This is a genomic window from Methylobacterium sp. 4-46 (assembly GCF_000019365.1).
GTDB lineage: Bacteria > Pseudomonadota > Alphaproteobacteria > Rhizobiales > Beijerinckiaceae > Methylobacterium.
This window is the reverse complement of record NC_010511.1, coordinates 7,636,292-7,659,055: the sequence shown is the minus strand read 5'-3', so window position 1 is coordinate 7,659,055 and position 22,764 is coordinate 7,636,292. Positions and strand designations below refer to the sequence as shown.

Below are 22,764 nucleotides of genomic sequence, written 5' to 3'. Positions count from 1 at the left end.
TCCTTAAGCGACAGGCCCTTGCAGATCCTCGCGATGCCGGCCGCGGCGAAGCCGCCCCGACGGCACGACTCACGGCGCGGTGCCGCAACGGGCCACCGACCGAATCGTGACTTGTGGAAGATGGGGAAGCGCCGCACCCCCGAGCGCGACGGAGGAAGGTTACGCCCGCCTGGTGAAGCTTCGCAACAGGAAGCGTTGGCGGCGTGGTGAACGGAGGCTTGACCGCGTCGGCGACTCACGGCCCGCGCACAGCTTGTCCCCCCGCAAGCCCTTGATGTGCCGCGCTGTTCCCGAATCGGCGGGATTCCGGCCGGCTTCGGGCCGGCGCCGGGATCCGGTCATGTCGAGAGCGGGGAGGGGGCCGGGGACACGGCGGTGGACAGGGTGTTGGGACGCGCCCCGGGCTTGACAGCACCCCGGCCGCCTCACCCGGCGCGGCGCGCCCGCGCCTCGGCGAGGAGGCAGAGCAGCTCGAACGCGATGGTCGCGCCGACGAGGGCCGTGGTGCCGGAGGGGTCGAGGGGCGGGGCGACTTCCACGAGGTCGGCGCCGACGAGGTCGAGGCCGCGCAGGCCGCGCAGGAGGAAGAGCGCCTCGCGGGAGGTGAAGCCGCCGATCTCCGGCGTGCCCGTCCCGGGGGCGAAGGCCGGGTCGATGGAATCGATGTCGAAGGTCAGGTAGGTCGGCCCGGCCCCGACCACCGCGCGGGCCTCGGTGACCGCGGCGGGCAGCCCCTCGGCGATCACCCGCTCCATGTCGAGGATGCGGATGCCCTGGTCGAGGGCCCATTGCCGCTCGTCGCGGGCGTAGAGCGTGCCGCGCAGGCCGATCTGGACGGTGCGCCGCGGGTCGAGGACGCCGTCCTCGATGGCGCGCCGGAACGGCGTGCCGTGCGTGAGCTTGGCGCCGCCGAAATAGCTGTCGGTGGTGTCGCTGTGGGCGTCGATGTGGATCAGCCCCACCGGCCGGCCCGCCGCGACCGTGCGCAGGAGCGGGTAGCTGACGAGGTGGTCGCCCCCGACCGCGAGGAGCGTCAGCCCCGCCGCGCGCAGGGGCGCCGCGAACGCCTCGATGCGGCCGAGCGTGTCGGCGACGTCGACCGGGTTGACCGCCACGTCCCCGAGATCCGCGCAGGCGCAGAGCTCGTAGGGGCAGATCCCGGTCGCCGGGTTGACGAGGCGCATCAGCGCCGATTGCTCGCGCACGCCGCGCGGCCCCAGGCGCGCGCCCGGGCGGTTGGTGGTGGCGCTGTCGAAGGGGATGCCGAACAGGCCGATCTCGACCGGCTCGGCGATGGCCGCCTCCGGGCTCAGCACCGGCAGGCGCATCAGGCTGGCGAGGCCGGCGAAGCGCGGCATCGCCATCCCGGAGAGGGGCTGGAAGCGCGCGAGCCGCGCGGCGCGGGTCGGATCGTCGGCCGGGGAGGTCATGATCGGGGCTCCGTCTGATGAGGCCGGCGGTCGCTTGCCACGACCGCCGGTTCGGTTCTCGACTCGTCGTCAAGCCTTCTCGCCAAATCTTTGGCTCGGTGTCGGAAACTGGGAGTGCTCGACGGCCCGGCGCGTCGGCATGCCGGGCCGTTGGCATGGGTTCTGTCCTACAGGCAGGGGCGGCCGGGAGTCTCGCGTTGACGATGGCGGGACGCGCGGCTATAGACGGCGTCTCGCGAACCCGCCGGCTCGCCCCGGCGGCTTTCCGTGCTTTCCGCGCCCTGTCCGCGACGCCGTCACGCCCCCGGGCCCTCGTGCATCGCGCTTTTCGAGAATGAGGAAGACCGATGGCCAACACCGTGTCGGCCAAGAAGATGACCCGCAAGATCGCCAAGCGCACGGCGATCAACCGCTCGCGCCGCAGCCGCATGCGCACCTTCATCCGCAAGGTCGAGGAGGCGATCGCCTCGGGCGACGCCGCCACGGCGCTGACCGCCCTGCGGAGCGCCGAGCCGGAGATCATGCGCGCGTCGCAGAAGGGCATCGTTCACAAGAACACGGCCTCCCGCAAGGTCTCGCGCCTCACGGCCCGGGTGAACGCCCTCCAGGCGTGACCGGCCGGTTCCGGCGAGAGATTTCCGGCAAGAGCTTCCGGCAAGAGCTTCCGGCAAGAGCAACCAGCCCGGCGCGAGCCGGGCTTTTTCGTGCCCGGATCAGGCGCCGGGATCGTTCGCGAGCAGGATCGGCTGCCCGTGCGGGGTCGCGGCGGCGGCCCGCGCGAAGGCGTCGCGGCGCTCGGAGAGCGCCTCGGCCGAGGTCACCCCGCGGGCGCCGAGCAGGTCCTCGATCACCTCCAGCCAGAGCGCGTAATCGGCCGGGCGCTCGCCGCGCCGGCTCGCCGCGCCGAGCGCCTCGGCCCATTCGCCCCAGGTGAACAGGCCGCGCTCCTGCAGCGCCACCACCAGGGCGAAGGTCTGCGCCTCCCAGGGCGCCGCGAAGGGGGAAGCCTCGGGCGCGCTCATGCGGCGCCTGCCGGCGCCGGCGCGCCTGCCGGCGCCGGCGCGCCTGCCGGCCCATCTCCCGGCGCCGGCGCGGCCGCCCTGCGCACCGGCTCCAGGTAGCTCTCGAAGGCGTTGACCGAGACGCTGAGGCCCGGATCCGCCTCCTCGCCCCACAATTCCACCCCGGGAAAGCGCACCGTGTAGAGCCATTGCGGGTTCTCGCCGGCGAGGCGCGCGTTCGAATCCGGGAACACGAAGGTGCCGTGCACGCGCTCGACCGTGCCGGTGCGGCCGCGGACGTAGCGCGGCAGGCGGGTATGGCCCGCGGGGTTCATGACCTTGGCGGTGACCTCGTCGCCCGCCGCGAAGCGGGCGGGCCGCGCGGCGGGGCGGTCGCTCGGGAAGCCGCGCGCGAAGAGCGGCGCGACCTCCTCGCCCCTGAGCACGCGGGTGATCGGCGCGGGGGGCGTGAGCGCGGCGCCCGCCCGCAGCTCGGCCTCCTCGACGAGGCCGTGATGGGTCAGCTGCTTCTCCAGGGCCCGGAGCCAGATCTCGTAGTAGCTCGCCGCCAGGTACTCGGCCGGCGGCAGGGATTCGCGGGCCGCGCGGCTCGCGTCGAGGTTCCAGGTCCCGGTCAGCCCCATCGCCATCGCCATGGCGAAGACGCGCCGCTCCCAGAGAGCGTGGAACCAGGGCTCGTCGGCCTCGAAGCCGATCGGCCCGAACCCGTGCATGCCGCCGAGATCCTGACCGCCATTCATGCGCGCACCACCTGGTCGGGAGCGAGGGGGAGGCCGGTGCCGATCATGGCGTCGCGGGTCACGAGGTCGGCCAGCGCCGCCTCGTCGAGGTGCTCGCTGCCGGCGGGCCGCATCGGCAGAACCATGTAGCGCAGCTCCGCGGTCGAATCCCAGACGCGGATCCGGGTGGTCGCGGGCAGTTCGACGCCGAACTCGCGCAGGACGCCGCGCGGGTCGATCACCGCCCGCGCGCGGTAGGGCGGCGACTTGTACCAGACCGGGGGCAGGCCGAGGACCGGCCAGGGGTAACAGGAGCAGAGGGTGCAGACGACGAGGTTATGCTCCTCGGGCGTGTTGGCGACGACGACCATGTGCTCGCCGCCGCGTCCGCCGATGCCGAGTTCGCGGATGGCCGCGGTGGCGTCGTCGAGGAGCCGGGCGCGGTAGGCCGGATCGACCCAGGCCCGGGCGACGACCCGGGCGCCGTTGCGGGGGCCGACCTTGGTCTCGTAGGTGTCGATCAGCGCATCGAGGGCGGCCGGATCGACGTAGCCCTTCTCGACCAGGATGGATTCGAGCGCCCGCACCCGCAGGTCCATGGGCGAGAGCTCGCTGCCATGCGGGTGCGGGTGATCGTGGTGGTGATCCGTCATGCCGTCCCTCCCGGCCAGAGGTCTAGACCGTCGCCGCGGCGCCGTCACGCCGCGATTCGGCGGGCGGGGGATCCCGCACCGATCCCGGCGCACGCAGCGGGATCGCCGGCCCGGGAGGCGCGAGCGCGCGCGAGCCGGGGAGCACCTCGGCAGGAGGACGCGTCGTGATGCCGGAACCGTCGCGCCGGCGCGGATCCGGCTAGAGCAGCACCCGATCACGTTGCAATCGGGTGCTGCTCTAGGTCTTTGATCTTGCCGCATTGTCTGCGACGAACCGGCATCCACTTCGTCGGAAAATGCTCTAGGGCCGCAGGGCCGGCGTCTCCACCGGCAGGCCGGCGGCGCGCTGCATCAGGTAGAGTTCCAGCGCCACCAGCTCGGGCGCGTCCGGCGGGAAGGGCTCGGCCCGCATCCCGGTCAGGCAGTTGCGCAGCCGGCGCCGGAAGGAGCCGAGATCCTGCCATTCCAGCCGGTAGAGCGGGTAGCCGGTCGGGTGGCCCTGCGGGATCACCGCCGCCCCGAGGTGCCGCCCCCACTGCGCGTCGTGGCAGGCCGCGCAGGAGAGGCCGAGCTGGCCCAGGCGGCGGGTGAACAGGGCGCGGCCCTCCGCCCGCGCCCCGGCGAGGCGCGGGTCGGCCGGCGGCGCCACCGGGAGCCCGCGCGACTGCGCCCCGATCGCGGCCGCGAGCGCCAGAAGCGGCCGAGTCTCGGGCGCGAGCGGCGCCTCGTTCTGGTGGCGGCGGCGGCACAGGTTGATGCGGTCGTCCAGGTCGACCGGTCCGCCCCCTCCCTCGTCGAAGGCCGGGTAGCGCGCCGAGACGCCGCGCATCGCGGTGATCGGCCCGTGGCAGCCGGAACAGGCCGGGGCGCCCGAGGCCGGCGCCGTCCCCCAGGCCTCCTCGCCGTCCGCCACCCAGAGCTGGCCCGGATGGGCCGCCTCGTCCCGCTGCATGGCGCGCAGTTCCGGCGTCATCTGGTCGAAGCCGGAGCGGCGCTCGCCGGGCGGGATCTCGGCCGCGGCCGCGGCGCCGCCGAGGCAGAGCAGGAGGAGCCCGGCGAGGCCGGGCCGGCGGGGCGGCGGGCGCCTCACGTCACCGCGATCGCGGCGCGCTCGGTCTGCGAGAAGCCGTTGTCGCCGCTCCAGGTGAAGGTGAAGGTGCCGCTGCGCGTCGCCACCGTCGTGAAGGTCAGGTAGGGGTTGGCGGAACTCGCCGGGAACAGCTCGGCCCGGAAGATCTCCTCGTCCTCGAAGCGGCAGACGAACTCCGTGATGATGTTGCGCGGCACGAGGCGCCCGTCCGCGCCCGGCCGGAAGCCGGTCTCCATCGGGTGGGAGATCAGGGTCTTGATCTCGATCACGCTGCCGGCGGCGGCGCTCTTCGGCACGTTGATGAGGCTGCGGGCCATCGCGTCATCCCTCCACGCAGGCCGCGAGGGTCACGATCGCGTCGGCGGTGGCGGACCAGTAGCTGCCGTCCGACATCTCGGCGATCGCCGTCACGGTCTGGGAATCCGCGAGCCGGATGCGGGTCGACACCGCCGCCCGCCCGGCACGCGGCGAGAGATGGATGGTGAGCACGTTCGGCTGCGGGTTCTTGTCGTTGAAGACCGCGATGCGGCGGACGTGGTCGGCCTCGGTCATCGGGCTCTCGACCGCGACCGAGAGCGGCACGGCGTTGCCGTTCTCCACGAGCGGCGGCAGGTCGAGGCTGACCCGGCCGGGACGGATCAGCGCGTCGCCGGCGAAGCGCCGGATGGCGCTCAGGGTCGGCTCGCGCGGCGGCCGCTCGGCGGCGCGAGCCGGGCGCACCAGCGTCACGGCGAGGAGCCCCGCGCCGCCCGCCAGGATGGATCGCCGGTCCGGCCTCGTCATCGCGTCTCCCCTCCGCCGCGCAGCGTCGCCAAGTAGGCGATCACGTCCTCGATCTCCTGCGCCTCCAGCACCGGCCGGCCGCGCCAGGCCGGCGCGACCCGTTCGAGGCCCTCGACGCGCAGATACGAGGGCATGATCGTGTCCGGATTCAAGACGCGGCCGTCGACGAGCCGCAGGCGGATCTGCCCGGGCGAGAGCCGCGCGCCGATCCCCGCCAGATTCGGGCCGACATCCCCCTCCGGCCGGCCGCCGAGGCCCGCGTGGCACAGGGTGCAGAGGCCGCGCCGCGGGTCGGTGGCGATGGCGCGGCCGCGGGCCGGGTCGCCCGCGGTGCCAGTGAGCGGCGCCGGGATGGCGTCGCCCTCGATCGCCGGGACCGCCGCGGCGGCGAGGGCGGGGAGGAGGGCGAGGGCGAAGGCCGCCGCGAGCCCGCGCGGCCCGAGGCACCGCGCCGGGAGGCATCGCCCCCGGCGCCGCGGGCGGTGCCCCGGGCGCAGGCGGCGGATCGGGTCGCGCGGGGGATCGAGGCGGCGTCGCATCGGCTTCCGAGGGTCCGCCGCCGGAGATGGGGCCGCGACGGGCCGCGTCAGGAGTTGCGCCGGGCGGCCGATCGCCTCACGCCCGCCGCTTCATCAGCGCCGCCGCCGCGAGCCCGACCCCGGCCATCACCGCCCCGGTGGTCAGCGGGTGGAGCTGCGCCCGCGTGTAGGTGCTGGTGCGCCGCACGTAGCCCGGGTGGCCGCCCTGGACCTGCCCGTCGATGCCCGGCTCGTGCAGGGACCCGCGCGGGTCGCGCGGCGGCTCGGCGCCGCGCTGGGCCTGGGACATCACGGCGCCGAGGCGCTCGAAGGCGCGGGGCGCCACCTTCTTGAGGCCGGTCATCGCGCGGCCGCCGCCGCCGACGTAGATCTCCCGCTGGGGATGCACCGCGGCGTGCAGGATGGCCCGCGCCACCTCGTCCGGGTGGTAGACCGGCGGGGGCAGCTGCGGCTCGCGGTCCATGTAGTTGCGGGCGTGGTGGGTCAGGGGCGTGTCGATCGAGCCGGGCTTGATCAGCGTCACCGAGACCGGCGCCCCCTCCATGTCCAGCTCCGCCCGCAGCCCGTCCGTGAAGCCCCGCACCGCGTGCTTGCTCGCCGAGTACATGGCCTGGAGCGGGATCACCATGTCGGAGGCGATGCTGCCGACATTGATCAGCGCGCCGCCCTGCTGCCGCAGGTAGGGGAGCGCCACCAGCGAGCCGTAGACGGTGCCCCAGAAATTCGTCCGGAACAGCCGGTCGCTGTCCGCGTCGCTGACCTCCTCCAGCCGCCCGAAGATCGAGATGCCGGCGTCGTTCACCCAGCTGTCGATGCGGCCGAAGCGCTGCATCGCCGTATCGGCCAGGGCCTGCACGTCCTCGCGCCGGCCGACATCGCCGACCGCGTGGGCCGCCTGCCCGCCGTCGTGCCCGATCTCGTCCTGGATCATCGCGAGCGCCTCGGCGTTGCGGGCGCCCATCACCACCCGGGCGCCGCTGCGCGCCGCCCGGCGCGCCGTGGCGAGGCCGATCCCGCTCGACGCTCCCGTGATCACGATTACCTGCTGGTCGAGGGGCTTGTGCGCGTAGACCATTGGCTGCTCCATGCTGCTCGGGGGATGTCCGTCGCCTGCCCAACGAATGCCGGCGGCTCGCGTTCACTCGACGTCGGGCGCGACCTGCCCCCAGTTCAGCACGGCGACCAGGGCGACCCCGCCGAAGACGTTGCCGATCAGCGTCGGCAGGAAGAAGCGGGCGGCGTAGTCGCCCCAGCCCGCCTCGCCGAGGAAGACCAGGTAGGCGGCCTCGACGGAGCCGGCGACGACGTGGGCGAGGCCGCAGATCGCGATCACGTAGGTCAGGAGCAGGATGACGAAGGGCCGCGCGCCTCCGGCGGCGGGCAGCAGCCAGACCATCAGGGCGATGAGCCACCCGGCGACCACGGCCTTGGAGAGGGTCGGCCAGAACGGATGCGCGAGGGTGTGGCGGCTGATGTCGCGGAACTGCGCCCGCAGGCCCTCGTCGAAGACCTCGGTGCGGGCGATGGCGAGGGCGAACAGGATCGTGCCGACGAGGTTGGCCGCGAGCACCAGGCCCCACAGGCGCAGCAGCCGCCCGAGCACCGCGAGGGTCCGGTCGTGCAGGAGCGGGAGCACCGGGGTGAGGGTGTTCTCGGTGAAGAGTTGCTGGCGCCCGAGGACCACGATCAGGAAGCCGATCGTGTAGCCCCAGCCGGAGACGAGGTCGCGCCAGGGGGCCTCGGGCAGCCGCGCCCGGATCACGCCCTGGACCACGAGGGAGAGGCCCATCGCCAGACCGGCCGCGAGGCCCGAGAGCAGCAGCGCGGAGACCGTGCGGGCGAGTTCCTCGACCCCCCTCGTGGCGGATGACCTCGTGGATGACGATGGCGCTCGGCCAGCGCTCCGCCTCGACCTCGTCCGCGACGTCGTGCTCGCGGCCTCTCCGCTCGGGCTCGGGTCCGGACATGCGGCCTCCCGTGAGGCCCGCGACGAGGCCTCCCATGAGGCCTCGCATGGGGTCTCGCGCCGGGACGCCCGGCCCCGGTCCAAGCCCGGCGCCGGCCCCGTGTTCCCGCCGCAGGGGCCGCCTCAGCCCGCCGTGCCCGGATGGATCGGGGCCTGGTAGGCGAGGCCCATGTCCCAGGGAAAGTAGATCCAGGTGTCCTGGCTGACCTCGGTGACGAAGGTGTCGATCAGCGGCCGCCCGGCGGGCTTGGCGTAGACCGTGGCGAAATGCGCGTTCGGCAGCATGCCCCGCACCACCTGCGCGGTCTTGCCGGTATCCGTCAGGTCGTCGAGGACGAGGACGCCGCGCCCGGTCCCGTCGCCGATCGCGCGGATGCTCGGCGCCACGTCCTTGATGACGTGGAGCGCGCCCTGCTCCTGGTAATCGTGGTAGCTGGCGATGCAGACGGTCTCGATCAGGCGGATGCCGAGTTCGCGCGCCACCACGGCGGCGGGCACGAGGCCGCCGCGGGTGATGCAGACGATCGCCTCGAACGGCCCGGCCCCGGCGAGGCGCCAGGCGAGCGCCCGCGCGTCGCGGTGGAACTGGTCCCACGAGACTGGGAAAGCCTTGTCGCCAGGGGCCGCCATCCTGTTCCTCCGGTCAGTCCCGGGCCGCCCGCAGGCGGGCGACGAGGGTCTCGATCTCGGCCCGGGCCGCCGCCAGCTGGGCGGGGTCCTTGGCGCGGGCGACGATCTGGTTGCGGAACCCCTGCGGCGTCATCGACGGGTAGGAGCCGATCGAGACGCCCGGGAAGCGCGCCGCGAGCGCGGCGAGGTCGCCGGCGTAGAGGCCCTCGGGCAGGCCGCCGGCCTCGACCGTCTCGGCGAGCATCCGGGCGCCGGTGCGCAGGCGCGGCGCGATCCCGTCGAGCATCGCCTGCATGATCGCGGGCACGCCCGCCATTACGATCACGTTGCCGATCATGAAACCGGGCGCCTTCGAGATCGGGTTCTCGATCAGCTCGGCCCCGAAGGGGATGCGGGCCATGCGCAGGCGCGCCTCGTTGAGCTCCGCCTCCGGGATGCGTTCGAGCAGCATGGCCCGGGCTCGGGGATCGACCTCGATGCCGACGCCGAAGGCCGCCGCCACGCAATCGGCCGTGATGTCGTCGTGGGTCGGCCCGATGCCACCGGTCGTGAACAGGTAGGTGTAGCGGGCGCGCAGCGCGTTGACCGCGCCGACGATCTCCTCGGCCACGTCCGGCACGACCCGCACCTCGCGCAGGTCGATGCCGACCTGGGTGAGGTACTCGGCGATGTAGCCGATGTTCTTGTCCTTGGTGCGCCCGGAGAGGATCTCGTCGCCGATGACGAGCAGGGCCGCCGTCACCGCATTCGGGTTGTCGTCGCTCACGCGGGCCTCCAGGCTGGGCTCCCGCTGTATCGCGCGCCCACGCGCGGCTCAAGCGCCGGGGCCGGCGGTCTCGGACCCGCCGCCGCGGTCGCGCGAGACGCCCGGCAGCCCGCGCTCCTTCCGCAACGGGAGCATCGCGGAGCGGGACGCCACCTTCGCGGCGCTCGGCCTGCGCGGCGCTCGGCCTGCGCGGCGTCGGCCTGGGCGAGGGGAGCGCTGGGCGGCGGGGAACGCGCTGGATCTTGCGCGATCGTGCCGGCGCCGCCGCGCCCCTGAGCGCCGCAGGGGGCGGCACGGGCGTCGCGCCGGGCGGCGCGCCCTGCTAAGGGGGGTCATGTCGTCGCCCGCGTGCCCGCCTTGCGCTTCCCGTCCCGGCTGACCGAGGGGCGGCTGGTCCGCCGCTACAAGCGCTTCCTCGCCGACGTCGAACTCGCCGACGGCCGCCTGGTGACGGCGCATTGCGCCAATCCGGGCGCGATGCTGGGCCTGGCGGCGCCGGGGCGCCCGGTGCTGCTCTCGGCCGCGACCAGCCCCGGCCGCAAGCTCGCGTGGTCCTGGGAGATGGTCGAGGCCGACCTGCCGGGCGGCCCGCAATGGGTCGGCATCAACACGATGCGCCCGAACCACCTGGTGGCGGAGGCCTTCCGGGAGGGCCGCCTGCCGGCGCTCGCCGGGGTCACGTCCCTGCGGCCGGAGGTGCGCTACGGCCGGGCGAGCCGGGTCGACTTCCTGGCCGAGCATCCGGCCGGCCCGATCCACGTCGAGGTGAAGAACTGCCACATGATGCGGGACGCCGGCCTCGCCGAGTTCCCGGACTGCATCGCCGCCCGCAGCGCCCGGCACATGGAGGAGCTCGCCGCGGTGGTGCGCGGCGGCGGGCGCGCGATGGTGATCGTCGTGGTGCAGATGCGGGCCGGACGCTTCACCGTGGCGGGCGACGTCGACCCGGCCTTCGCGGCCTCCTTCCGGCGGGCGCAGGAGGCCGGCGTCGCGACCGTGGCCTATCGCTGCCGGCTCGACCCGGACGAGGTCGCCATCGAGGCGGAGATCCCGATGCTGCCGGCCTGATACGCCATCCGGTTGATGGCTTCGCCATCTCCGATTTCGGCCATGCGGATGTCGGCTTCGCTCAGGCGCCGCGCTCAGGCGCCGCGCGGGCTCGTGATCCGGGATCCGCTTCGATCAAGCCAATCCCGGATCACCCGTCAGGCCTTCTCGAAGATGAGGTTGAGGCGGGTGCGCGCGAGGCGGCGATAGCCGTGGCTCAGCAGGAGGGCGCAGAGGTCGGTCTGCCAGAGGTCGGTGCCGTCCTCCAGGACGATGATCCCCGGATGCAGGGCGGGCGGCGCCTTGCGCAGGAAGGGCTCCAGGATCAGGTCCTCCGCCCCCTCGACGTCGAGCTTCATCGCGTCGATGCGCGGCAGGCCCTCGGCGCGCACGAGGTCGAGGAGCGTCACCGCCGGCACGCGGATCGCCGCGCCCTCGTTGGTGCCCACCACCTTGAGGCTCGATTCCCCGCTGTTGCGCTGGTCGACGAACAGCGTGAGCTCGCCCGCCTTGTCGGCCACCGCGCAGGCCACCGCCTTGACCGTGCCGAAGGGGTTCTGGGCGATGTTGTAGGCGAGCTTGTCGAAGATGTCGGGCTGCGGCTCGACCGCCAGGATGCGCGCCGAGGGCCCGCTGATCCCGGCCACGAACAGCGCGTAGGCGCCGATATTCGCCCCGATGTCGATGAAGACGCAGTCCGGCCGGAGCCGCTCGGCGAGGAGCCGGCGCTCGGCCGGATCGAAGAACTGCGGGGTGAAGAGCACCTTCTTCTCGCAGTTGTTGTTGTAGGGGTGCAGCCGCATGCGGGCGCCGTAGCGCTCGACGTCGAGGGGCCGGCCGCGCAGCAGGCGGATGGCGCAGCGGCGCAGGATCAGCGCGAGGCGCCGGGCGCCCCATTCCTCCGCCGGCAGGCGCTGGGTCCGGGCCACGATCCAGCGCACGAGGCCGGTGGGCGCGTAGGTCCCGAAGGGCTCAAGGGATTGGGTCATCGCATGGGTCGAGGTCGCCATCGCGCGCCTATGCCACCGCGGCGGGCCGCCCGCAACGTCCGGCCATGGCCGGGCGCCGTCCTGCCCGCAACGCCCGGCCATTGCCGGGCGCCGTCCTGCCCGCAACGCCCGGCCATTGCCGGGCGCCGTCCTGCCCGATAGAGGGCGGGGACGCCGCAGGGGAGCCCGCCGCCGATGCAGACCTTCGATTCCGACGGGGTGACGATCGCCTATCTGGATGCCCGGCCGGAGCGGGGTGCGGGCGACCCGGTGCTGCTCATCCACGGCTTCGCCTCGAACCACCGCACGAACTGGGTCAACACGGGCTGGGTCCGGACGCTCACGGAGGCGGGCTACCGGGTGATCGCCCTCGACAATCGCGGGCACGGCGAGAGCGGCAAGCTCTACGAGCCGGAGGCCTACGCGTCCGAGCTGATGGCGGAGGATGCGCGCCGGCTCCTCGACCATCTCGGCCTTGGGCGGGCCGACGTGATGGGCTACTCGATGGGCGCCCGCATCACGGCCTTCCTGGCGCTGCTGCATCCGGACCGGGTGCGCTCGGCGCTGCTCGGCGGACTCGGGATCCACCTCGTCGAGGGCAGGGGGCTGCCGAGCGGCATCTCGGAGGCCATGGAGGCGCCGTCGAGCGCCGACGTGACCGATCCGGTGGCGCGCTCCTTCCGGATCTTCGCCGAGCAGACCCGCAGTGATCTCCGGGCGCTCGCCGCCTGCATGCGCGGCTCGCGGCAGACCCTCTCGCGCGCGGAGGTGGCGCAGATCGAGGTGCCGACGCTGGTCTCGGTCGGCACCACCGACCACATCGCCGGGTCCGGACCCGCACTCGCCGCCCTGATCCCGGAGGCGCGCAGCCTCGAGATCCCCAACCGCGACCACAACCTCGCCGTCGGCGACAAGGTGCATAAGCAGGGCGTGCTCGGCTTTCTGGCGGAGCGCCCCTGAGAGCCTCACTGGGCGCGGAGTCGCTGGCGGCTGGCCCGCGCCTGAACGCTCGCCATCGGCACCCGCAGCACCCGGCAGTGATTCTGGTCCTCGACCCGGATCGCGCTTCGCCGCCAGTCGCAGACGATGTCACCGTCCCGCAGAAGGTCCGTCGCCAGGTGGGTCGCGCGTTCGAGCGCATCCGCCCGGCTCGGAAGGTCCATCCCCTCTGCATCCAGGATCATGCGCGACCCATTCTGGAAATGAAAGTAGTAGAGGGTCATCGATCCTTAACGCCTCATCCCGAGTTGAATTTGGTATTTGCTGTCGGTGACGGCTCCTCGCAGCCTTCACCGATCCAGGTTCGAATATAACATAGGTTAGTTCCCAGCAAGGCCGGAGCAACTTGTGGCAGCGCTTCCACTGGCCGCTCGGGCGGGCGCCGCGCGCGAAAAAGTCCTTTTCAGTCATACCCCTTAGCGGCCTGACGCTGGGCAATGGACAAAATCGGACTAGGCTGAATGCACCCGCCGGCCTCAACCGAGGGCTATCCCGGGGAGCCGAATCGGCGGGCCGGAGCCTGGGGGCGGCGGGCCCTCGACGGGCCTATGGACCGAGCTGATCCGCGGCGCCTGTACGAGGCCGACATCCGCATGGCCGAAATGGGAGATGGCGACGCCATCAACCGGGTGTCGCATGCGCGCCCGGCGCGGGACGGTCGCGGCAGAGGTCGCGGGCTTCGGCCGGTCGCGGCTTGACGCTCCCGACCATGAAAAAAGCCGCCCCGGGGGGCGGCTCTCTCGCGCGGGTGGGGCCCCGCGGCCCGTCGGGCCGTGCGGGTCATACGCCATCCGATTGATTGCTTCACAATGCGGATGTCGGCTTCGCTCAGGCGCCGCGCGGGCTTGGGATCCGGGATCCGCTTCGATCAAGCGGATCCCGTATCAGGCACGCAGGCGCGTGCGGATGTCGCCGAGGCTGCGGCGGATCAGGTCCTGGGCGGCGTCGCCCGTCACCTTCTCGCGCAGGATGGTCTCGGAGACGCGCACCGCGGCCTCCGCGGCGGCGGCCCGCACCTCGGCGGCGGCCTGCGCCTCGGCCTGCGCGATCTTGGCCTCGGCGGCCTTGGTGCGGCGGGCGACGAAGTCGTTCAGGCGGGCATGGCCCTCGGCGGCGGCGCGCTCCGCCTCCGCCCGGGCATTGGCGACGATCGCCTCGGCCTCGCGCTCGGCCTCGCCCCGGCGCTTCTGGTAGTCGGCGAGGAGCGCGGCGGCCTCCTCGCGCAGGCGGCGGGCCTCTTCCAGTTCGCGGCGCACCCGCTCACCCCGGCGGTCGAGGCCGTTGATGATCTGGTCGAAGCCGCCGGCCTTCCAGACGATGCCGCAGAAGATCACGAAGGCGACCGCGACCCAGAATTCCGGTTCCAACATCTCTCGGGTCCTCCGGCTCAGTGCACGGTCTGGGTGCGGTCGTAGGCCGCCTCGACGGCGGCGCGGTCGGGGCTCTGGCCGATCAGGCGCTCGACGATGGCGGTGGCGGCGTCGGCCGCGACCTCGCGCACGCTGCCCATCGCGGTCGCGGTGCGGGCGCGGATCTGCGCCTCGGACTCGGCGAGCTTGGCGGCGAGGTCGGCCTCCAGGGCCTTGCGGCGGGTCTCGGCCTCGGCCGCGAGGCTGTCGCGGGTCGCCTGGGCGATGCCCTTGGCCTTGTCCTGCGCCTCCTTGAGGGAGCGCTCATAGGCTCCTCGGGCGGAATCCGCGCCGGTCTTCATGCGCGACGCCTCATCGAGATCGGCGGCGAGCCGCGCCTGACGGTCGTGCAGCAGGCCGGCGATGCGCGGCACCGCGACCCGGGACATCAGGTAGTAGAGCAGCCCGAAGGCGATGGCGAGCCAGAGGATCTGCGCCGCGAAGGTGGTGCTCTGGAAGGGAGGAAAGCCGCCGCCATGCTCGGAGGCCGGCTCGTGGATCAGGCCTTCCTGCAGGCCGGCATGGGGTGTGGGCTGCGCCATCGTGTCGTCCGGGAATGCGGGAGCCTCAAGCAGCGCGCCGGCCGAGCTGCCGGCGCAAGACGCCGCGGCACCCGCGCGCCGGCGGGCCTCCGCGACGGGAGGGGGCGCCCGTCAGACGGGGAGCGGCGACGGGCCGCTCCCGGACGAGGCGCCCGGGCGTCGACGCCTCAGACCGCGAACAGGAGCAGCAGCGCGACGAGGAGCGAGAAGATGCCGAGCGCTTCCGTCAGCGCGAAGCCGAGGAGCAGGTTGGCGCGCTGGCTGTCGGCCGCGGAGGGGTTGCGCAGGGCGCCCGCGAAGAACTGGCCGAAGAGGTTGCCGAGGCCCACGGCGGCGCCCGCCATGCCGAGGCAGGCGAGACCGGCGCCGATGTACTTCGCAGCAACGGGATCCATCTGAGTACTCCTGAGGTCGTCTAGTCGTCTGGCTGGTGGGATCCGGCCGCGACAGGGCGAACCGGGGTGGGGAGGGGGCACCCCGGCCGGGACGGCCGGGAGGAACCGGCCGTCAGTGGCCGGGATGCAGCGCGTCGCTGAGGTAGATCGAGGTCAGCGTCGCGAAGACGTAGGCCTGCAGCACCGCGACCAGCATCTCGAGCGCCGTGATGGCGACCGACAGGGCGAGGGGCAGGGGCGAGAGGATGCCCCAGATGCCCGCGGCGAGGAGGGCCGGGACGAAGCCCGCGAAGATCTTGAGGGCGATGTGGCCCGCCAGCATGTTGGCGAAGAGACGGACCGAGAGGCTGATCGGGCGGGAGATGAAGGACACCACCTCGATCGCCACGATGAGCGGCTTCAGCCAGCCCGGAACGCCCGGCGGCACGAACAGGTCGAGGAAGTGCACCCCGTGCGCCATGAACCCGTAGATGACCACGGTCAGGATCACCACCAGCGCCAGCATGAAGGTGACGATGATGTGGCTCGTCACCGTGAAGGCGTAGGGGATCATCCCGAACAGGTTGAGCACCAGCACGAACATGAAGAGCGAGAACACGAGCGGCACGAAGCGCTCGCTGCCGTGCCCGGCCGATTGGTGCACCGTGGAGGCGATGAACTCGTAGAACGCCTCGGCCAGCGACTGCATCCGCCCCGGCACCAGCGCGCGCTGGCGGGTGGCGACCAGGGTGATCAGCGCGATGATCCCGACCGCGGCGAACATGTAGAGCGCCGACTGGGTGAACGCGATGTGCTGGTGGCCGATATGACCGAACGAGACCAGCGGCTTCAGCTCGAACTGGTGGATCGGATCCAACTTCACGGCCATGCCGGTCCCGCCCCTCTATCCATCGGCGCCGCGGTCGTCCGCTCGGCGCCTGATCCGCGCTGGCGGATGCACGGCATCCACCCGATGATCAAGTCCCCGTTTCGTTTTTCTTCGTGTCCGCGGGCCGAAAAAACCCCGACACGCGCATCACGTTCAGCACTCCCGCCGCGAAGCCCAGGATGACGAGCACGATCATGCCCCAGGGCTTGGTGCCCAGAAGCCGATCGAGGCCCCAGCCGAGCAGCCCGCCCGCCACGACGCCCGACACGAACTCCGTCGACAGACGCAGCGCGAGGCCGAGCGGCGAGGGTTGGCGGGTCTCGGAACGCGACGAAGGATCGGGAGCGGCGGGGGGCCGCTTCCGGTCGATCTGCATTTCGAGACGCTTGAGCCTCGCGGAGAGATCACTGTCGGGGGCAGGCTCCCGGCCCATGCCGCCCTCGTCTCGCGGGTCGGTGCCGGTCATGGCGCGACTCCGCGTCGGAGGGGCGAAGTTGTCCAGCCCGGGTGCCCCCTTCGAGCGGGCGCACCATAGTTTCGCCCACAGTGCGAGTCAAGGATCCGTGAGGTAGCCATAAGTCTTTGTTCCGCCTTATGGATTGGGAACGGCCACGCCCCGCGGCATCACATCGCCTCGGCGAGCGCCCGCGCCCCCGCGAGGTCGACCGAGACGAGTTGCGACACGCCCCGCTCCGCCATGGTGACCCCGCACAGCCGGTCCATCCGCGCCATGGTGATGGGGTTGTGGGTGATTACCAGGAAGCGGGTGTCGGTGTCCCGGGCCATGCGGCCGAGGAGGTCGCAGTAGCGCTCGACGTTGGCGTCGTCGAGGGGGGCGTCGACCTCGTCGAGCACGCAGACCGGTGACGGGTTGGTCAGGAACACCGCGAAGATCAGCGCGATGGCGGTGAGCGCCTGCTCGCCGCCCGAGAGCAGGGTCATGGTCTGGGGCTTCTTGCCCGGCGGGCGGGCCAGGATCTCGAGGCCGGCCTCCAGCGGATCCTCGGCATCGACGAGCGTCAGTTCGGCGGTGCCCCCGCCGAACAGCGTGGTGAACAGGCGCTCGAAATGCCCGTTCACGGCCGCGAAGGCGGCGAGCAGCCGCTCGCGCCCCTCGCGGTTGAGGCTCGCGATGGCCCCGCGCAGGCGCCGGATCGCCTCCAGGAGGTCGTCGCGCTCGCGCGAGAGCGCGTCCCGCCGCTCCTCGGCCTCGGCCAGTTCCGCCTCGGCCCGCAGGTTCACGGCCCCGATCCGCTCCCGGTCGGCCCGCAGGCCGGAGAGCCGGGCCTCGACCGCTTCCGCCTCCGGCAGGGCCTCGCCCGGGGCGAGGCCGGCGAGGGCGGGGAGCGCCTCCAGGGTCGCGCCGAGCGTCTCGGGGATCGCCCGGGCGACCTCGGCGAGGCGGCGCGCCAGCGCCTCCTGCGCCGCCGCCGCGGCGGCCCGGGCCTCCCGCGCCGCGCCGAGGGCCTCGAGGGCGGCCCGGGCGCGCCGGTCGGCCTCGGCGAGCCCGGCCTCGGCGGCCGCGAGCCGATCCGCCGCCGTGCGCCGCGCCGCCTCGGCCTCCCGGCCGGCGCCCGCGAGCCGCCGCCGCTCGGCCGCGAAGGCGCCGGGTGCCCCGGCGAGGGCGGCCCGCTCCTCCTCGGCCGCGGCGCGGCGCCCGGCGAGGTCGTCGAGGGCGGCCGCGGCGCGCAGGGCGCGGTCGCCCCAGCGCGCCCGCTCCTCGGCCAGGGCGGCGGCGCGGCGGCGGCGCTCCGCGGCCGCACGGGCGAGGGCGAGGGCGGCGGCCCTCGCCTCGGCCGCGGCGGCGCGCCGGGTCGCCACCGCCTGCCGCAGGCGGGCGAGATCCTCCGGCGCCTGCCCCGGCAGGGCCGCGAGGGCGTCCTCGGCGGCCTCGATCCGGGCCGCCGCCTCCTCGGCCTCCTCGGCAAGCCGCGCCTCGGCCTCGTCCCGGGCCGCGCGCCGCGCCGCCGCCTCGGCCGCGCGGCGCTCCGCGGCCACCAGGGCGGCGCGGGCCGCGTCGAGGCGGGTGCGGGCGAGGCGGGCCGCGTCGAGGGCCCGCGTCTCCCGGGCGGCGGCCTCGCGCGCCCGCTCCTGCCGCACCGCGCCGGCGGCGCGGGCGGCCTGCGCCGCCTCGCGGGCCTTGGCCGCTGCCTGCCGCAGCGCGTCGAGCCGGGCGCGCGCGGCGAGGCGCAGGGCGGCGGGCGAGGGCGCCTCGGCGGAGACCGTGAAGCCGTCCCAGCGCACGAGGTCGCCCGCGAGGGTGACGAGGCGCTGGCCCGGCCGCAGGCGCGCCGCCAGGGCGGCGGCCTCGCCGCGGGCGACGATCCCGACCTGCCGCAGGCGCCGGGCGAGGAGCGGCGGGCCGTCCACCACGCGCGAGAGGGGCAGGGCACCGGCGGGAAGCGGTGGGTCGGCGGGATCCTCCGGCGCCCCGGCCCAGTGGGCGGGGGCGGCCGGGTCGGTCGCCGCGTCGAGATCCTCGCCCAGGGCCGCCGCGAGGGCCGCCTCGTGCCCCGGCGCGACGCGCAGCGCGTCGAGGAGCGGCGGGAAGCGCGCGGGAGGCGCCACCAGGCCCGCGAGGGTGCCCGCCTCGGCCTCGCGGCGGGCGGCCTCGCGCTCCGCGTCGGCCAGGGCCGGACGCCCGCGCGCCTCCGCGTCGCGGGCCTCCGCGAGGTCCTCGCGCGCCGCGGCGGCCTCGTCCTCGGCCTGCTCGCTCAGCGCCGACGCCTCCGCCAGGGCGGCGCGCAGGCGCGCGAGCGCCGGCGCCTCGTCGGCCTCGCCGGCCCGCTCGCGGGCGAGGCGCGCCCGCTCGGCGGCGAGGCGCTCGGCGCGGGTGCGCCCGTCGCGCAGGGCGCGCTCCAGGGCGCCGCGGCGGGCGCTCCCCTCGGCGGCGGCGGCCTGGGCGGCCGAGAGCGCCGCCTCGGCGGCGGCGAGGGCGGCCTCGGCGGCGACGGCCCGCTGCTCGGCCGCCGCGCGCGCGCCCGCACCGTCCGGGTCGGCCGCCAGGGCGGCGGCCTCGGCGTCGAGGCGGGCGAGGCTCGCCCGCGCGTCGTCGCGGCTCTCCGCCTGCCGGGCGGCGTCGCGGGCGAGGTCGGCGAGGCGCTGGGTGAGGTCGCGCAGGCGCTCGGCGGCGCGGTTCTCCTCGGCCTCGAGGGCCGCCGCCGCCTGGGTCAGCCGCTGCAGCGCGGCGGCGGCCCGCGCCTCCTCCTCGCGCAGGCGGGGCAGGCCGGCGGCGGCGAGGGCCTGGGCGGTCGCGGCGGCGGCCTGCCCCGCCTGCGCGGCGGCGACCCGCTCGGCGGCGGCGGCGGCCTCCCGCCCGGCCCGCGCCGCCTCCTCCCGCGCCCGCCCGTGGGCGATGAGGTGGAGCAGCGCCTCGCCCCGGCGGATCGCGGCGGCGACCTCGCGGTAGCGCGCGGCGGCCCTGGCCTGCCGCCGCAGGGAATCGACCCCGGAGCTGATCGCGCCGAGCACGTCCTCGACCCGGGCGAGGTTCTCCTCGGCGGCGCGCAGGCGCAGCTCCGCCTCGTGGCGGCGGGCATGCAGGCCGCCGATCCCGGCCGCCTCCTCCAGCACCCGCCGCCGCGCCTGGGGCTTGGCCGCGATCATCTCGGCCACCTGGCCCTGGCGGACCATCGCGGGCGAGCGCGCACCCGTCGAGGCGTCGGCGAAGAGCAGCTGCACGTCGCGGGCGCGCACCTCGCGGCCGTTGACGCGGTAGGTGGAGCCGGCGCCCCGGTCGATCCGCCGCGTCACGTCGAGCGCGTCCGCGCCGTTGAAGGCGGCGGGGGCCGTGCGGGCGCTGTTGTCCAGGCTCAGCGTCACCTCCGCGTGGCTGCGGCCGGGTCGGCCACCGGATCCGGAGAAGATCACGTCGTCCATGCCGGAGGCGCGCAGGCTCTTGTGCGAGCTCTCGCCCATCACCCAGCGCAGGGCCTCGACCAGGTTCGACTTGCCGCAGCCGTTCGGCCCGATGATCCCGGTGAGGCCGGGCTCGATCGGGACCTCGCTCGGCTCGACGAAGGTCTTGAAGCCGACGATGCGCAGGCGGGTGAGACGCATGGGTGACGACCGGAAGGCGCGGCGCGGCCCCTCGCCTCATCCGACGCGCCGGCGCCGGGTCTTGGCGTGGGTCTTGGCGTGGGTCTTGGCGCGGCGCGGGTCTTGGCGCGGGTCTTGGCGCAGGAACCGGACCCCTCGCGCGGAGGGGCGGCCCGGAGATCAGGGCGGCCCGGAGATCAGGGCCGCCCCGAGGGCCGCGCCGGCCCCGGTCAACGCCTCGCGCCGTGTCGCCGCGGCGGCGGCTCCTGTGGGTGGCGGGAGGGAAGGGGGCCCGCGCCGCGGCGCGCGATCACGCCCCGACGATCGGCTTGATCACCTTCTCGAGCCCCTCGATCGACACCTCGCCCTGGAACTTCTGGCCGTTGATGAAGAAGGTCGGCGTCGCGGTGACCTTGAACACCGCCATGCCGCGCTCCTTCACGGTGTTGATCGCGTCGTAGAGCTTCTGGTCCTTGAGGGTCGCCTCGAACTTCTCGCGGGAGAAGCCGGCTTGGCGCATCATCTGCTCCAGGGCGTCGAGGGGTTTCGGGACGAAGGCCCAGGTCGGCTGCTGGTCGAAGAGCAGGTCGGTGATCGGGTAGTAGCGCGCCGAATCGTCCGCCCGCGCCAGCATGAAGGCCGCCGTGGCGAGCGGATCGAGGGGGAATTCCCGCAGGGTGAAGCGCACCTTGCCGGTGTCGATCCAGCGCTCCTTGAGCGCCGGCCAGGTGGTCTTGTGGAACGCCGCGCAGTGCGAGCAGGTCATCGAGGCGTACTCGATGATGGTGCACTTCGCCTCGGCCGGCCCGAGCCAGACGTCGCCGAGGGGGCCGGGCTGCATCAGGGCATCCGGCGAGGCGGCCTGCGCGAGGGCAGGAAGCCGCAGCCCGGGCAGCAGCAGGGCCGCGCCGAGGGCCGAGCCGGTGAGCGTCAACGCGTCGCGCCGGGTGATCATGGATGGGTCTCCGAGACGAGCCGGGGGAGTGGAACGGGAGCGGTAGAATCGCCGCCGCGTCCTGGCAAGGCGCCGGGGTGTCGCCCGGGCCGCGCACCCTCACCCGCGGGCGGTCATCACGGCGATGCCGAGCCGGTCGAGGGCGTCGCGCAGCCCGTCCTCGCCGATGGCGGAGACCGCCTTCGCCACCTCGCCCCGGCGGGCCGGATCGAGGCTCGGGGGCGCGGGCGCGCGCTTGGCGCCGCGGGCGATCCGGTCCTGGCGCAGGCTCAGCCGGCCGACGCAGGCGAAGCCGTAATGCCGGTTGATCCGCTCGATCACCAGGGGGGCGAGGTGCTGGAGTTCGAGGGCGAAGGCTCCCTCGACCCGCACCACCAGGGTGCCGGGCGCCGGGCGCGCCTCGCCGGCCCGCCCGCCGTGGCGGCGCGGCCACTCGAACTTCTCCGGCTGGCAGAAGCCGGCGAGCCGCTCGCCCACGATCTCGGGCCAGGACGCGAGGATGTCGGTCGAGGCGAAACCCTGGGCGGCGAAGACCGGCCCGAGGGACCGCTCGATCAGTTCGCTCAGGGGCTTGGGGCGGGCCATCGGGGCGTCATCCTGGCGTTTGCGGAGCACGAGACCCCGGCGGGCATGAAGGCTTCGTTCCCCCGGGAGGGCGCCGCGAGGCCGCTCCCCAGGGGCGGGAAAACGGGCTAAGCGAGGCGGCATGGTAGCGCCCGCCGCGTCGCACTCAAGGCCGGACGCAGCCGACCTCCTGGTCTGGTACGACCGCCACCGCCGCACGCTGCCCTGGCGCGCCGCGCCGGGCAGCGTGCCCGATCCCTACCGGGTCTGGCTGTCGGAGATCATGCTGCAGCAGACCACCGTCGCTGCGGTGAAGCCCTATTTCGCCCGCTTCCTGGAGCGGTTCCCGACCGTGGCGGCGCTCGCCGCGGCCCCCGAGGAGGCGGTGATGAGCGCCTGGGCGGGGCTCGGCTACTACTCGCGGGCCCGCAACCTCCACGCCTGCGCCAAGGCCGTGGCGGCGGCGGGCGGCTTCCCCGACACGGTGGAGGGGCTGCGCCGGCTCCCGGGCATCGGCGCCTACACGGCCGGGGCCATCGCGGCGATCGCCTTCGACCGGCCGGCCGCCGCCGTGGACGGCAACGTCGAGCGGGTGGTGTCGCGGCTCTTCGCGATCGAGACGCCGCTGCCGGCGGCGCGGGCGGAGATCCGGGCGCTCGCCGAATCGCTGGTGCCGCGGACGCGGCCGGGCGATTTCGCGCAGGCGGTGATGGATCTCGGCGCGACGCTGTGCACGCCCAAGCGGCCGGCCTGCGCCCTCTGCCCCTGGATGGCGCCCTGCCGGGCCCGCGCCGAGGGGCTGCAGGAGAGCTTCCCGCGCAAGGTCCGGCGGGAGCCCGGCCTCCTGCGCCGCGGCGCCGCCTTCGTGGCGGTGCGGGCCGGCGACGAGGCGGTGCTGCTGCGCACCCGCCCGCCCGAGGGGCTGCTCGGCAGCATGGCGGAGCCGCCGACGAGCGCCTGGACGCCGGATTACGACCCCGCCCACGGCCTGCTCGACGCGCCGCTCGATGCCCGCTGGAAGCGGCTGCCCGGGGTGGTGCGCCACACCTTCACGCATTTCCCGCTCGAACTGACGGTCTTCCTCGCCCGCGTCGCGGCCCGCACCGAGGCGCCGGAGGGCATGCGCTTCACCCCCCGCGACGCGCTCGCGGACGAGCCCCTCCCCGGGGCGATGAGGAAGGTGCTGGCCCATGCCCTGGAGCCGCGGCCCGCGCCGGCGCCGCCGCCCGCCCCGCCGCCGGACCTCGCCACGCCGCCCGAGCCCCCGGCCGCCCCGCGGCGGGGCCCGCTGCCGAAGGTGCTGCCGCGCCGCCCGGCCTCGGCCGCGCCCATCCGCAAGGACGGGCCGCGCAAGCGCTGA

The 22,764-nt window shown here is 74.5% G+C and carries 26 protein-coding genes; 4 read left to right on the top strand and 22 right to left on the bottom strand.

Translation table 11 applies throughout. The features are described from left to right. Window positions 1–425: 425 nt before the first annotated feature. Window positions 426–1,430, bottom strand: coding sequence for an agmatinase (gene speB / locus M446_RS33715; RefSeq protein ID WP_012336569.1), 1,005 nt, complete (start codon window positions 1,428–1,430; stop codon window positions 426–428). A gap of 347 nt (window positions 1,431–1,777) precedes the next feature. Here speB and rpsT point away from each other — a divergent pair, with 347 nt between their 5' ends. Further along, window positions 1,778–2,044, top strand: a complete 267-nt coding sequence (rpsT, locus tag M446_RS33710; RefSeq protein WP_012336568.1) for a 30S ribosomal protein S20 — start codon at window positions 1,778–1,780, stop codon at window positions 2,042–2,044. A gap of 99 nt (window positions 2,045–2,143) precedes the next feature. Here the strand turns inward: rpsT and M446_RS33705 are convergent, their stop codons facing one another. The 11 genes from M446_RS33705 to M446_RS33655 form a co-directional block, all read right to left on the bottom strand. Continuing rightward, window positions 2,144–2,452, bottom strand: a complete 309-nt coding sequence (locus M446_RS33705) for a nitrile hydratase accessory protein (RefSeq protein WP_012336567.1) — start codon at window positions 2,450–2,452, stop codon at window positions 2,144–2,146. Next, the gene (gene nthB / locus M446_RS33700) at window positions 2,449–3,192 is read right to left on the bottom strand and encodes a nitrile hydratase subunit beta (protein WP_012336566.1); all 744 of its coding nucleotides are present in this window, start codon (window positions 3,190–3,192) and stop codon (window positions 2,449–2,451) included. Before nthB ends, M446_RS33705 begins: the two co-directional genes overlap by 4 nt. Further along, the gene (nthA, locus tag M446_RS33695; RefSeq protein WP_012336565.1) at window positions 3,189–3,824 is read right to left on the bottom strand and encodes a nitrile hydratase subunit alpha; all 636 of its coding nucleotides are present in this window, start codon (window positions 3,822–3,824) and stop codon (window positions 3,189–3,191) included. The genes nthB and nthA overlap by 4 nt, the downstream gene beginning before the upstream one ends. A gap of 301 nt (window positions 3,825–4,125) precedes the next feature. Then, the gene (gene soxA, locus M446_RS33690) at window positions 4,126–4,914 is read right to left on the bottom strand and encodes a sulfur oxidation c-type cytochrome SoxA (RefSeq protein ID WP_012336564.1); all 789 of its coding nucleotides are present in this window, start codon (window positions 4,912–4,914) and stop codon (window positions 4,126–4,128) included. Beyond that, window positions 4,911–5,231 (bottom strand): thiosulfate oxidation carrier complex protein SoxZ, encoded by a 321-nt coding sequence (soxZ, locus tag M446_RS33685; RefSeq protein WP_012336563.1) that lies wholly within the window; start codon window positions 5,229–5,231, stop codon window positions 4,911–4,913. Before soxZ ends, soxA begins: the two co-directional genes overlap by 4 nt. Before the next feature lie 4 nt (window positions 5,232–5,235). Then, window positions 5,236–5,697 (bottom strand): SoxY-related AACIE arm protein, encoded by a 462-nt coding sequence (locus M446_RS33680; protein WP_012336562.1) that lies wholly within the window; start codon window positions 5,695–5,697, stop codon window positions 5,236–5,238. Continuing rightward, a complete protein-coding gene (soxX, locus tag M446_RS33675; RefSeq protein ID WP_012336561.1) occupies window positions 5,694–6,236 on the bottom strand; it encodes a sulfur oxidation c-type cytochrome SoxX in 543 nt (180 codons plus the stop codon). Before soxX ends, M446_RS33680 begins: the two co-directional genes overlap by 4 nt. A 76-nt stretch (window positions 6,237–6,312) precedes the next feature. Further along, entirely contained in the window at window positions 6,313–7,323 is a 1,011-nt protein-coding gene (locus M446_RS33670; RefSeq protein ID WP_150108791.1) for an SDR family oxidoreductase, read from the bottom strand. Between the two features lie 51 nt (window positions 7,324–7,374). Further along, window positions 7,375–8,286, bottom strand: a complete 912-nt coding sequence (locus M446_RS33665; RefSeq protein WP_083784785.1) for a formate/nitrite transporter family protein — start codon at window positions 8,284–8,286, stop codon at window positions 7,375–7,377. A gap of 39 nt (window positions 8,287–8,325) precedes the next feature. Next, a complete protein-coding gene (gene gpt / locus M446_RS33660; RefSeq protein WP_012336559.1) occupies window positions 8,326–8,832 on the bottom strand; it encodes a xanthine phosphoribosyltransferase in 507 nt (168 codons plus the stop codon). Window positions 8,833–8,845: 13 nt separating this feature from the next. After that, window positions 8,846–9,598 carry a competence/damage-inducible protein A gene (locus tag M446_RS33655; RefSeq protein ID WP_012336558.1) on the bottom strand — a complete coding sequence of 251 codons (753 nt, stop codon included), beginning with the start codon at window positions 9,596–9,598 and terminating at the stop codon, window positions 8,846–8,848. A 357-nt stretch (window positions 9,599–9,955) separates the two neighbouring features. On the opposite strand from M446_RS33655, the gene sfsA reads away from it, so the two are divergent. Then, window positions 9,956–10,666, top strand: a complete 711-nt coding sequence (sfsA, locus tag M446_RS33650) for a DNA/RNA nuclease SfsA (protein WP_043702849.1) — start codon at window positions 9,956–9,958, stop codon at window positions 10,664–10,666. 137 nt (window positions 10,667–10,803) lie between these two features. Here sfsA and M446_RS33645 read toward each other — a convergent pair whose 3' ends face one another. Then, on the bottom strand, window positions 10,804–11,655 hold the full coding sequence (locus M446_RS33645; protein WP_012336556.1) for an FkbM family methyltransferase: 852 nt from the start codon (window positions 11,653–11,655) through the stop codon (window positions 10,804–10,806). Window positions 11,656–11,829: 174 nt separating this feature from the next. Here M446_RS33645 and M446_RS33640 point away from each other — a divergent pair, with 174 nt between their 5' ends. Beyond that, window positions 11,830–12,594 (top strand): alpha/beta fold hydrolase, encoded by a 765-nt coding sequence (locus M446_RS33640; protein ID WP_012336555.1) that lies wholly within the window; start codon window positions 11,830–11,832, stop codon window positions 12,592–12,594. A gap of 5 nt (window positions 12,595–12,599) precedes the next feature. Here M446_RS33640 and M446_RS33635 read toward each other — a convergent pair whose 3' ends face one another. The 9 genes from M446_RS33635 to M446_RS33595 form a co-directional block, all read right to left on the bottom strand. Continuing rightward, a complete protein-coding gene (locus M446_RS33635; protein ID WP_012336554.1) occupies window positions 12,600–12,857 on the bottom strand; it encodes a DUF6894 family protein in 258 nt (85 codons plus the stop codon). Window positions 12,858–13,517: 660 nt separating this feature from the next. Beyond that, on the bottom strand, window positions 13,518–14,003 hold the full coding sequence (locus tag M446_RS33630; RefSeq protein ID WP_012336553.1) for an ATP synthase subunit b 1: 486 nt from the start codon (window positions 14,001–14,003) through the stop codon (window positions 13,518–13,520). A gap of 17 nt (window positions 14,004–14,020) precedes the next feature. Further along, window positions 14,021–14,584 (bottom strand): F0F1 ATP synthase subunit B, encoded by a 564-nt coding sequence (locus tag M446_RS33625; RefSeq protein ID WP_012336552.1) that lies wholly within the window; start codon window positions 14,582–14,584, stop codon window positions 14,021–14,023. Window positions 14,585–14,751: 167 nt separating this feature from the next. Beyond that, window positions 14,752–14,979, bottom strand: a complete 228-nt coding sequence (locus tag M446_RS33620) for a F0F1 ATP synthase subunit C (protein WP_012336551.1) — start codon at window positions 14,977–14,979, stop codon at window positions 14,752–14,754. 112 nt (window positions 14,980–15,091) lie between these two features. Beyond that, window positions 15,092–15,847 (bottom strand): F0F1 ATP synthase subunit A, encoded by a 756-nt coding sequence (locus M446_RS33615; protein ID WP_012336550.1) that lies wholly within the window; start codon window positions 15,845–15,847, stop codon window positions 15,092–15,094. Window positions 15,848–15,935: 88 nt separating this feature from the next. Further along, a complete protein-coding gene (locus M446_RS33610) occupies window positions 15,936–16,313 on the bottom strand; it encodes an AtpZ/AtpI family protein (protein WP_012336549.1) in 378 nt (125 codons plus the stop codon). Window positions 16,314–16,471: 158 nt separating this feature from the next. After that, complete coding sequence (locus tag M446_RS33605) at window positions 16,472–19,906, bottom strand: chromosome segregation SMC family protein (protein WP_012336548.1); 3,435 nt, start codon at window positions 19,904–19,906, stop codon at window positions 16,472–16,474. Between the two features lie 289 nt (window positions 19,907–20,195). Then, window positions 20,196–20,840 carry a DsbA family protein gene (locus M446_RS33600; protein ID WP_012336547.1) on the bottom strand — a complete coding sequence of 215 codons (645 nt, stop codon included), beginning with the start codon at window positions 20,838–20,840 and terminating at the stop codon, window positions 20,196–20,198. Between the two features lie 99 nt (window positions 20,841–20,939). Then, window positions 20,940–21,425 carry a DUF721 domain-containing protein gene (locus M446_RS33595; protein WP_012336546.1) on the bottom strand — a complete coding sequence of 162 codons (486 nt, stop codon included), beginning with the start codon at window positions 21,423–21,425 and terminating at the stop codon, window positions 20,940–20,942. Window positions 21,426–21,546: 121 nt separating this feature from the next. Between M446_RS33595 and mutY the strand changes: the two genes are divergently transcribed. Then, window positions 21,547–22,764, top strand: coding sequence for an A/G-specific adenine glycosylase (gene mutY / locus M446_RS33590; RefSeq protein ID WP_012336545.1), 1,218 nt, complete (start codon window positions 21,547–21,549; stop codon window positions 22,762–22,764).

What these genes read in the sequence shown, in the direction of transcription:
- M446_RS33625 (WP_012336552.1), bottom strand. Translation starts at nt 14,584, where the DNA reads ATGGCGCAGCCCACACCCCATGCCGGCCTGCAGGAAGGCCTGATCCAC.
- M446_RS33605 (WP_012336548.1), bottom strand. Translation starts at nt 19,906, where the DNA reads ATGCGTCTCACCCGCCTGCGCATCGTCGGCTTCAAGACCTTCGTCGAG.
- mutY (WP_012336545.1), top strand. Translation starts at nt 21,547, where the DNA reads ATGGTAGCGCCCGCCGCGTCGCACTCAAGGCCGGACGCAGCCGACCTC.
- speB (WP_012336569.1), bottom strand. Translation starts at nt 1,430, where the DNA reads ATGACCTCCCCGGCCGACGATCCGACCCGCGCCGCGCGGCTCGCGCGC.
- M446_RS33640 (WP_012336555.1), top strand. Translation starts at nt 11,830, where the DNA reads ATGCAGACCTTCGATTCCGACGGGGTGACGATCGCCTATCTGGATGCC.
- M446_RS33600 (WP_012336547.1), bottom strand. Translation starts at nt 20,840, where the DNA reads ATGATCACCCGGCGCGACGCGTTGACGCTCACCGGCTCGGCCCTCGGC.
- M446_RS33610 (WP_012336549.1), bottom strand. Translation starts at nt 16,313, where the DNA reads ATGACCGGCACCGACCCGCGAGACGAGGGCGGCATGGGCCGGGAGCCT.
- M446_RS33595 (WP_012336546.1), bottom strand. Translation starts at nt 21,425, where the DNA reads ATGGCCCGCCCCAAGCCCCTGAGCGAACTGATCGAGCGGTCCCTCGGG.
- M446_RS33620 (WP_012336551.1), bottom strand. Translation starts at nt 14,979, where the DNA reads ATGGATCCCGTTGCTGCGAAGTACATCGGCGCCGGTCTCGCCTGCCTC.
- M446_RS33635 (WP_012336554.1), bottom strand. Translation starts at nt 12,857, where the DNA reads ATGACCCTCTACTACTTTCATTTCCAGAATGGGTCGCGCATGATCCTG.
- M446_RS33680 (WP_012336562.1), bottom strand. Translation starts at nt 5,697, where the DNA reads ATGACGAGGCCGGACCGGCGATCCATCCTGGCGGGCGGCGCGGGGCTC.
- gpt (WP_012336559.1), bottom strand. Translation starts at nt 8,832, where the DNA reads ATGGCGGCCCCTGGCGACAAGGCTTTCCCAGTCTCGTGGGACCAGTTC.
- nthA (WP_012336565.1), bottom strand. Translation starts at nt 3,824, where the DNA reads ATGACGGATCACCACCACGATCACCCGCACCCGCATGGCAGCGAGCTC.
- soxX (WP_012336561.1), bottom strand. Translation starts at nt 6,236, where the DNA reads ATGCGACGCCGCCTCGATCCCCCGCGCGACCCGATCCGCCGCCTGCGC.
- rpsT (WP_012336568.1), top strand. Translation starts at nt 1,778, where the DNA reads ATGGCCAACACCGTGTCGGCCAAGAAGATGACCCGCAAGATCGCCAAG.
- M446_RS33705 (WP_012336567.1), bottom strand. Translation starts at nt 2,452, where the DNA reads ATGAGCGCGCCCGAGGCTTCCCCCTTCGCGGCGCCCTGGGAGGCGCAG.
- M446_RS33630 (WP_012336553.1), bottom strand. Translation starts at nt 14,003, where the DNA reads ATGTTGGAACCGGAATTCTGGGTCGCGGTCGCCTTCGTGATCTTCTGC.
- M446_RS33645 (WP_012336556.1), bottom strand. Translation starts at nt 11,655, where the DNA reads ATGGCGACCTCGACCCATGCGATGACCCAATCCCTTGAGCCCTTCGGG.
- M446_RS33670 (WP_150108791.1), bottom strand. Translation starts at nt 7,323, where the DNA reads ATGGAGCAGCCAATGGTCTACGCGCACAAGCCCCTCGACCAGCAGGTA.
- nthB (WP_012336566.1), bottom strand. Translation starts at nt 3,192, where the DNA reads ATGAATGGCGGTCAGGATCTCGGCGGCATGCACGGGTTCGGGCCGATC.
- soxZ (WP_012336563.1), bottom strand. Translation starts at nt 5,231, where the DNA reads ATGGCCCGCAGCCTCATCAACGTGCCGAAGAGCGCCGCCGCCGGCAGC.
- M446_RS33615 (WP_012336550.1), bottom strand. Translation starts at nt 15,847, where the DNA reads ATGGCCGTGAAGTTGGATCCGATCCACCAGTTCGAGCTGAAGCCGCTG.